Origin of the sequence: Streptomyces sp. NPDC048002, assembly GCF_040653275.1 — a bacterium.
In the GTDB taxonomy this organism is placed as follows: domain Bacteria; phylum Actinomycetota; class Actinomycetes; order Streptomycetales; family Streptomycetaceae; genus Streptomyces.
Genome location: NZ_JBEZNL010000039.1, coordinates 70,492 through 78,267 on the forward strand (window position 1 = coordinate 70,492; position 7,776 = coordinate 78,267).

Annotated in this window: 5 protein-coding genes; 1 reads left to right on the forward strand and 4 read right to left on the reverse strand. The window is 72.4% G+C overall.

From position 1 onward, the window contains the following. Positions 1 to 40: 40 nt before the first annotated feature. The 4 genes from AB0E07_RS32730 to AB0E07_RS32745 form a co-directional block, all read right to left on the reverse strand. Positions 41 to 1,396 carry a hypothetical protein gene (locus AB0E07_RS32730; protein ID WP_362260251.1) on the reverse strand — a complete coding sequence of 452 codons (1,356 nt, stop codon included), beginning with the start codon at positions 1,394 to 1,396 and terminating at the stop codon, positions 41 to 43. Further along, positions 1,393 to 2,895 (reverse strand): GT4 family glycosyltransferase PelF, encoded by a 1,503-nt coding sequence (gene pelF, locus AB0E07_RS32735; RefSeq protein ID WP_362260253.1) that lies wholly within the window; start codon positions 2,893 to 2,895, stop codon positions 1,393 to 1,395. The genes AB0E07_RS32730 and pelF overlap by 4 nt, the downstream gene beginning before the upstream one ends. A gap of 85 nt (positions 2,896 to 2,980) precedes the next feature. Further along, positions 2,981 to 5,095, reverse strand: a complete 2,115-nt coding sequence (locus AB0E07_RS32740; RefSeq protein WP_362260255.1) for a hypothetical protein — start codon at positions 5,093 to 5,095, stop codon at positions 2,981 to 2,983. Positions 5,096 to 5,480: 385 nt separating this feature from the next. Next, positions 5,481 to 6,008: a hypothetical protein gene (locus AB0E07_RS32745; protein ID WP_362260257.1), complete on the reverse strand. Its 528-nt coding sequence runs from the start codon at positions 6,006 to 6,008 to the stop codon at positions 5,481 to 5,483. Positions 6,009 to 6,373: 365 nt separating this feature from the next. On the opposite strand from AB0E07_RS32745, the gene AB0E07_RS32750 reads away from it, so the two are divergent. Continuing rightward, positions 6,374 to 7,776, forward strand: a 1,403-nt coding sequence (locus AB0E07_RS32750; protein ID WP_362260259.1) for a discoidin domain-containing protein, incomplete at its 3' end; no start/stop codon positions are given.

A 7,776-nucleotide genomic window follows, 5' to 3' on the forward strand; every position in this document is an offset into this window, starting at 1 on the left:
GATGTCCTTCCGATCGGTTGAGGTGAGCGGCCGGATGGGCTCACACATGCGGGGCGGGACGGCCCAGGGTCCGCAGCACGCAGACCGACAGGGCCAGGGCCGCCGCCCCGTAGGGCAGGAAGAGGTCGCCCGGTGGGACGAACGCGGCCGAGGCCGCGGCGGTCAGACAGATCGCGGCCGGCGGCCACGCCGTGCCGAACGCCTGGAGCAGCAGGGCGGTCCACAGGGTCGCCGCGAGCGGCAGCAGCGCCGCCGGATCACTGCCGGTCAGCAGCGCGGCCGGCAGCAGCGGCAGCAGATAGGCGCACAGGCACAGGGCGAGCACCCCGGTCGAACGCCACAGGAACACCGTGGGGGTGGCGGAGGCGCGCAGCGCGCCGACGGACAGTCCGCGGTAGCGGTACAGCAGCCATTCGGCGGGGCCCATGGACACGGTCAGCGCGATCACCGCGTACGGGTGCTGCCGCCCCTCCAGCAGCACCAGGATTCCGGCCGCGAGCCCGAACAGGCCGTACGGCACGGACCGGCTGGCCCCGGGAGCGGGGGCGGCGGGGCCCGGTGGCGCGGCGAACGCGGTGCGCAGCGCGTGGGCGGTGACGGCGAGTGTGGCGAGCAGGGCCAGCAGGGGCAGCCCGGCGCGCAGCACGTCGCCCGGCTCCCACCAGGGCAGTACCGCCGAGCCCGCCACCAGCGGGCTCAGCGCGGCGAGCAGCCACCACTCCGCGCCCAGCACCAGCAGCACCCCCGCCGCGGCCAGGTACACCGACTGCGCCGCGGCGACCAGGGTCACCGGGCCGCCCCGCGCGGGTACCGCGGCGCAGGCCGTGGCCAGGGCGGCGCCCACCGGGGCGCCGATGAGCAGGGTACGGGCCGCGGCACCCCGGCCCGCCGTCATCCGCAGATGGGCCCGGTGGCCCAGCGCCTGTCCCCACGCCCAGGAGACGAGTCCGGCCACCACCAGGGCGGCGGCGTGGCTGGAGGCGTGCCACAGGGGTGCGGCGAGCAGATAGGCGAGCCCCGGCAGGGCGAACAGCGCCCCGCGCAGCAGACAGCGCACATGATCGGGGCGCCACGGGTCGGCGGCCCGGGCCGGCTCCGGGAAGACCCGGGGGACCCGCTCGTAGAGGGCGGAGGCCAGCGAGAAGATGTCCCGGTGCCCGTACCGCTCCTTGACCACGGCGGCGGTCAGACCCTCCGACTCCAGCAGGGCCGCCACCTCGTACGGGTGCACGGCGGGGCCGACGCGGTCGGCCAGCTCGGCCGCGAGGAGGTCGACCTCGGCCTGCCGCGTGCCGCCCCCGGGCAGCCGGATGGCCAGGGTCGCGGCGTCGGCGAGGCGCAGCGCGAGGGTGTCCGGTTCGGTGCCGTCCGGTTCGAGCGCCATGGGCCCGCTCACAGGGCGAGACTCCGTTCCGCGGCCGGGGAGAGGTCGGGCAGCGGCACCAACTCCGTGCCCATCATGGGCAGTTCGTGGTAGATGGCACGGAAGGTGTCGATGGTCCGCCGCAAGGTGAACTGTTCGATCACCCGCAGCCGGGCCGCCTCGCCCATCGCGGTCCGCCGCCCCGGCTCGCTGAGCAGTTCCAGCGCGGCCGCCGCCATGGCGGCCGGATCCCTCGGCGGGACCACCAGACCGGTGTCGCCGACGGCCTCGCGCACCCCGCCGACATCCGTGGACACGGTGGCCCGCCCGCAGGACATCGCCTCGATCAGCGTGAACGGGAAGCCCTCGCTGATGCTGGAGAGCATCACGACGGTGCCCGCCGCGTAGGCGTCCTTGATGTCGTCGACCCGGCCTTCGAAGGTGACCGCGTCCTGGTGCCCGAGTTCGGCGGCGAGCGCCTCGCACCGCTCCCGGTACGCCTCCCCGCCCCGGGGCGTGCCGCCGAACAACCGCAGCCGCACTGCGGGGAGTTGCTCGCGCACCAGCGAGAAGGCGCGGATCAGGGTCTCCAGGTCCTTGATCGGGTCGACGCGGCCGGCCCAGCTGAGGGTCAGCCCCTCGGGTTCGGGTCCCGCGGGCGGGAAGGCCGCCGGGTCCACGCCGTTGTACACGGTGCGGATCGACTCCGGCGCGGCGCCGCCCTGTTCCTCCCACAGCCGGTTGTAGCGGTTGCCGGGTGTGATCAGCGCCGCCCGGCGGTAGGTCTCCTCGGCCAGCAGCCGGAAGAACCCCAGCACTACGGCCTTCACCGGCCAGCGGTAGGGCGCGGTCCGGTAGCCGAGATACCGTTCGCGCAGGTAGACGCCGTGCTCGGTGAGGAGCAGCGGGGTGCCGTGGCGTTCCAGCGCGGCCAGGCCGGGCAGCGCGGCGACCCCGCCGCTCACGGCGTGGGTGACCCCGTCGCTCGGCACCGGCGCGGTGAGCGGGCGCAGGGCGTGCTCCAGCAGCGAGGTCGCGGTCAGCGCGTCGTGCAGGGAGGGCCGGGCCTCCCGCACCACGAGACCGGGCCGGTTCCACACGCCGGCCAGCACGGAGACCGCCCCGTCGCCGCGGAGGAAGGGGCTGAGCGTGCCGTCCGCCGCGGCCCGCGCCAGCGTGTACAGCGCGGGCGCGAAACCGTCCTCGGCACAGGGGTCCAGCAGCGCGGTGAGGAACCGCTCGTAGGCGTGGGTCAGCCGGCGCCGGGCGCGCCCCCGGGGCGGGTCGCCCGCGGGCGGGGCGCCCCACATGGGGACGGACCAGACCTGGTTGACGTGGGCGGGCAGCTCCCAGACGACGGGTTCGTGGCCGGTGCCGGTGACGGCCACGACGTCGAAGTCCAGGTCGGGCATGCCACGGACGAGTTGGTCGCACCAGACGCTCACGCCGCCGTGGCTGTGCGGGTAGGTGCCTTCGGTGAGCAGGGTGACGCGCGTCGCGTCGGAGCGTCGCGCGCCATGGGGAACGGGCATCGATGTGCTCCACGGCCGAGGTGTGGGGTGGTCGTGCCGGTCCCGGCCGCGGGTGGGCGGCCGGGACCTTCGGTCGGTGCGCCGTTCAGGCCCCCGGGGCCGCGGTCGTGCCCGCCGGGACATGGGTGTCGGGTGCCGGGTCGGTGACCGCCGCGGACTCCTCGCCGGGTACGGCCGTGAGCGCCGCCGTGGACGGCAGGTCCAGCGTGAGCGGGGCACCGGTGGACGCCGTCCACCCGGAGCGCGCGCCCGCGTAGGCGGTGCCGTACGCCGCCCCGGACAGCGTGGTGCCCGTCGGCACGGTCGCGGTGACCGCCACCCCGTCCGGCGCCTCCACGGTGACCGTGTCGCCGATGCGGTAGGCCGTGACCTGACCGGCGTCGAGCGCCGTGCGCCAGGCCGAGCGCCGCTGGAGCTCGGCGCCGATGTCCTTCATCCGCAGGTTCACCACGGGGGTGTCGGCCGCGAACAGCGCGGCGTAGCCGTCGAGGACGCCGTCGAGCACCGGGTAGGCGATGCGGTCCTCGGCGAGGTTGGACTGGTGGATGAAGTGCGGCCGGGGGTCGCCGGCGAGCACGTGCCCGAGGGCGGTGCGCGTCTCCAGGGGCACGATGTACTGCGCGTAGCCGGTGGCGGTGTCCAGCGGGGTCGTCAGACAGGTCGAGGTCGCCGGGTTGTCCTCGCAGATGCCGCTGCCGCCCTGCGCGCGGCTGGTGTAGATCCAGTTGTACTCGTCGACCTGCTCGGCGGCCCGGCCGGCGTTGTAGAAGACGTTCATCGGGTGGCGCGGCACGGTGGCCGAGGGCCCGACCTGACGCTGCTGCGGGTCACGGGAGTTGTCCGAGGCGAGCCAGGTGACGCCGGTGTCGGCGAGGGCGAGCGCCAGGTTGGGGTTGTCGGCGGTCTGCTGCGGCAGCACCTTCATGCCCGAGTGCTCTCCGGTGACCAACTCGTCGTTGGACAGGGGCAGTCCGACGGTCTCTCCCCAGACCCGGTTGGTGGCGATCTCGTCGGCGATGGTCGCCCTGCTGACCCAGCGGACGCTGCCGTCGGCCTCGGTGGCGCAGCGCCAGGGCACGACCGTGGTGTCCTGCTCACAGCCCAGGAAGGGGTGCGAGTAGGTGTGGTTGATCCAGCGGAAGCGGGCGCGGTCGGCGATGAAGCGGTCGGTGAGCGGGTCGGCGCCGCCGTTGTCCTCGCGGTGGTCGACGCTGCCCGCGCCGTTGTAGGCCAGGTCGAGGGTGAAGTCCTGGCTGTCCTGCCAGTCCGCGGCGTACGTGACGTCCGCCGGGGTCATCCGGATCGGGTCCGGGGTGCCCGCGCCCTCGGGGCAGTCGACGTCGCCGGGCGTGCAGTTCAGCTCGCTGTTCCACCGGTCGTCGGCGGCGAAGACGTCGTCGACGTGGACGGCGAAGTAGTTGCGCGAGGCGCCCAGATGGACCCCGCCGGTCATCCACTCCACGATGCCGCGGGCCAGTAGCCGGAACTGCTGCTGGTACTGGTTGTAGACGAACGTGACGACCAGTTCGCGCCGCCCGTCGTGCCGGTACTCGCCCACCAGCGAGCCGCGTCGGGTGGTCCCCGGGATCTCGGCCTCGACGTAGGGCGTGAAGTCCGCGCCGGCCACCGGCGTCGAGAGGTAGGCGTAACTCTCGCCGACGGTGGGGGAGTTGTCCTCGAAGGGCACCGCGCCGTCGAGGTAGCCGAAGGGTCCGGACTGACCGGCCGCGGTGACCTGGGCCTGCGCCCCGTCGAGGCTTCCGGCGTAGCCGCTCAGTACGGCGTAGTTCAGCCCGGTCTCGGGGCGGGCGTAGGTGTAGGCGTCGACCTGCGGGATGTCGTAGGTCTGCTCGTAGGCGACCAGGGCCGCCATTTCCGAGGAACCGGCGGCGAACGGATTGTCGTTGGGCAGCACGACCGCCTGGTACTTCGCGCGCGGCCGTCCGTCGACGGTGTCCGCGAGCAGTTCCGCGTCGATCACCGGGCGGTCGGCCCGGGTGAGGTCGATCTCGGTGTACGGCGTCCCCGACACGTCCAGTTCGGCGGCTATCGCGTCCGTCGCCGGACCGCCGTCGCTGACGACCAGTACCCGCAGGTCGATGCGGGGTTCGGTGTCGGCGTGGGCCGCTCCGACCGGCAGGCCGAGCGCGGCGACGAGCGCGCCCACCGTCAGTGCGGTGGTGCTGAGCATCCGCTTCATGCGGTTGTGTCCCCTCCCCGGGCAGGGGTGAGCACGGCTCGCAACGAGCGGACGCACCCCCTTGCGTGACGCCGAGCCCCCCTCAGTAGCCGGTCGCCAACGCATCCGTCGGGTCACATGGTGGTGCCTGTGTGTAGCTTTCGTGGTCATCTTGCGAAACATGACGGAAAAGCGCAGGTGTCCAACTGGCCTCTTCTGGGCGGGACATGGGGCCTGGGACCGGCTCGGGAGGGGTGGTGCCGTCTGCGTCGGAAATGCCCTGGAGTGCTGGCCGGGGGCCTGAACGGGCAACGGCGGGCCCTGGGGCCCGCCGTTGCTTCTTCCGGAGGTCTGGACCACGCGGGGACGTCGATCGCAGACCGATTTCAGGTCAACCGCGGCCCTTTCAGGCGCACAGGACCCGCGTCTCGGGGGTGTAGACCGGCCCGCCGCTGACGCTCGCGCTGTCGCTGAACTCGGCGTAGAAGTAGGAGTAGAAGCCGATGTTGCCGTTGCAGCCGGAGTCGGCGGCGACCTGGAGCGTGAGGGTGACGGTGCGGCTCTGACCGGGCGGCACGGTGGCGCCGTAGTTCGCGCCGAGGTTGGCCGGTCCGGTGCCGGAACAGGGGGTCGGGCCGGCCGCGGTGGTCAGGGCGCAGGACGTGAAGCTGTACTTCAGGTCCGGGCGCTGGGTGGTCAGCCAGGTCGGGTCGATCGTCTGGTAGACGAACCAGATGTCGTACGTGGCGTTGTTGGTGAGCGTCATCGACAGGTTCACCGTGCCGCCGGGCGTCGTCGTGGCGCTGTCGGTGCTGAACGTCACTGCGGCCGGGGCGGGTTCGGCGGCGCCCGCGCTGGGGGCGAGGCCGAACACGGCGAGCAGGAGGCCGAGTACGGCGGTGAGGCCGAGGCGTCTCATCAGTGGTGATCGCATGGCCCGGGAGGCTAGGTGCGGTCCGGTCGCCCCGTCTGCACCACTGGAGGCGGATCGACCGGAAGTGTTCCCCGCGTGGGGGAAACGTGACGGTCATGTGAAGCAGTCCTTCCGGTGTATACACGCACCGCACGAGCCCCGCCGCGGCGTTCGGCGCCGGGAGGGGAGTCTGCGGCACAACTCCCGCCCGTTTCAAGGGCCATTGGCGCGTATGAGTCGATCCACAGGTGGCACGGCTGATCACTCCCCACTTAATGAAAGGTGAAAGAAAAGCCGTGACGAACTTCTTGACCCCACCTGTGGCGGCGGGCAGGGTTCCCGACAGTGCTCTCCTTCGTTTCCCGTACGTTTCGAGGAGCTTCTTCATGCCCGCAGTCGGCCTGTCACCCCTCCCGACAGCCCCTCCCCACAGACCTGTTCGACGCGGTGTCGTGGCCACCGTCGTCCTCGCCCTGGCGGCGGCGTTGCTCGCCGTCGTCCCCGCGACGCAGGCCACCGCCGCCCCGACCCTGCTCTCGCAGGGCAAGCCCGTCACCGCCTCCAGTACCGAGAACGGCGGCACCCCCGCCTCCGCCGCGGTCGACGGCGACAACGGAACCCGCTGGTCCAGCGCGTTCTCCGACCCCCAGTGGATCCGCGTCGACCTCGGCGCCCCCGCCGAGCTGAGCCAGGTCGAACTGCGCTGGGAGACCGCCTACGGGACGGCCTACCGCATCGAGACCTCGCAGAACGGCACCGACTGGTCCACGGCCTACTCGACCACCACCGGCACCGGCGGCACCGAGACCCTGAACGTCTCCGGCACCGCCCGCTACGTCCGCGTCCTCGGCACCGCCCGCGCGACCGGATACGGCTACTCGCTCTGGGAGTTCAAGGTCTACGGCACCCAGGACGGCGGGCCCGTCATCCCCGGCGGCGGGGACCTCGGACCGAACGTGCACATCTTCGACCCCTCCACGCCCGGTATCCAGGCCAAGCTGGACGAGGTGTTCGAGCAGCAGGAGTCGGCGCAGTTCGGCAACGGCCGGCACGCGTTCTTCTTCAAGCCCGGCACGTACAACAACCTGAACGCGCAGATCGGCTTCTACACCCAGATCGCCGGGCTCGGCCTGCGGCCCGACGACGCCACCATCAACGGTGACATCACCGTCGACGCCGGCTGGTTCAACGGCAACGCCACGCAGAACTTCTGGCGCGCCGCCGAGAACCTCGCCGTCAACCCGGTCAACGGCACCAACCGCTGGGCGGTCTCCCAGGCCTCCTCGTTCCGCCGGATGCATGTCAAGGGCGGTCTCAACCTCGCCCCGGACGGGTACGGCTGGGCCTCCGGTGGCTACATCGCCGACAGCAAGGTCGACGGCAGCGTCGGCCCGTACTCCCAGCAGCAGTGGTACACGCGGGACAGCACCATCGGCGGCTGGGGCAACGCGGTGTGGAACATGACGTTCTCCGGAGTGGAGGGCGCCCCCGCCACCAGCTTCCCGAACCCGCCGTACACCACGCTGGACACCACCCCGATCTCCCGCGAGAAGCCCTTCCTCTACCTGGACGGCAACGAGTTCAAGGTCTTCGCCCCCGCCAAGCGCACCAACGCGCGCGGCACGACCTGGGCGAGCGGCACCCCGCAGGGCCAGTCCGTGCCGCTGAGCCAGTTCTACGTGGTCAAACCCGGAGCGACCGCCGCCACCATCAACGCGGCGCTCGCCCAGGGGCTGCACCTGCTGTTCACCCCGGGCGTCTACCACGTCGACCAGACCATCAACGTGAA